This is a genomic window from Spiroplasma sp. ChiS, from assembly GCF_002968355.1.
Lineage (GTDB): Bacteria > Bacillota_I > Bacilli_A > Mycoplasmatales > Mycoplasmataceae > Spiroplasma > Spiroplasma citri.
Genome location: NZ_PUUH01000185.1, coordinates 1 through 991 on the forward strand (window position 1 = coordinate 1; position 991 = coordinate 991).

Sequence of the window (991 nt, forward strand, 5' to 3'; positions counted from 1 at the left end):
AATGCACTAAAAAATGATTAAAGATTTAACAGGAGTTACTGTTAAACAAAATAAAATAAATGATTATGACACTTTGAACCGTTACCTTTTATTTAAAAGGAATTTATAAATAAGTGTCTAAATAAATTTTAACATAATTTATTACTTATTTAAATGTTGAATTAAACTATCTAAACAAGTAGGGTCAACTTGTATTTTTTAATAAATAACTTACCACTCGGAAGAGTGGTTTTTAAATAACATAAATATTTACTATGACATTTTAAAAAAAGTATAATTATTTATATTGTTGTGTAGAAAACATAGTTAGAAAATTTTTAGCAAAAATTTTGGGAATAGTGCAGTAGTTCTCTAACTATGTTTTCTACACAACAATTTTTAATTACACTTCCTAACTTGTGATTGGTGCGATAGTATCTTTAAACGCCAAGACAATTACACTTGCAAGAATAACAATTAACAAGCAAATTAAAACTCACATTACTTTTTTAATTGTTTCCTTGCGGTTGCTACTGTCAACATTGAATTTACCCCCAATCGCATAAACACCAATCATAATAATTGCTGATACAACCGCGATGGCGATTAATATTGGCAAAGCAATACCTAAAATTTTGTTAAGTAAGTCATTGACCCCGCTTGTCGCTAACAAAGTCATCATTATTCTTCATCGACTTTATTATTATTTTGTGCTTCTTTTCTAACTTTTTCAACTAATTTATCGTGGCGGCGTTTGTTAATTTTTGGTAAAAAATATTTATCAAAGACAAATCTTTTAAAGAACAAATATGCAAGACCAAGACCGGCCAACACACCAACAACAACACCAATAATTCACAATTTACTATCGCCATTTTTCTTATTGTCGGGTGTCTTGCTGTCTTTGATTTGCAAAGTAAAACTGTCTGCTGTGGCATTATTGTATTTAACAGTAATGTTTACTTTGTCATTTGGTTTAAAATCACTTTGGTTTAAAACAAACGAAACTTGG

Annotated in this window: 1 protein-coding gene and 1 pseudogene; both read right to left on the bottom strand. The window is 28.6% G+C overall.

From position 1 onward, the window contains the following. Positions 1–391: 391 nt before the first annotated feature. Entirely contained in the window at positions 392–661 is a 270-nt protein-coding gene (locus tag C6B38_RS05380; RefSeq protein WP_105298926.1) for an Mbov_0395 family pilin-like conjugal transfer protein, read from the bottom strand. After that, positions 661–991: pseudogene (locus tag C6B38_RS11215) on the bottom strand (hypothetical protein); the annotation flags it as partial. The gene C6B38_RS05380 and the pseudogene C6B38_RS11215, both read right to left, overlap by 1 nt.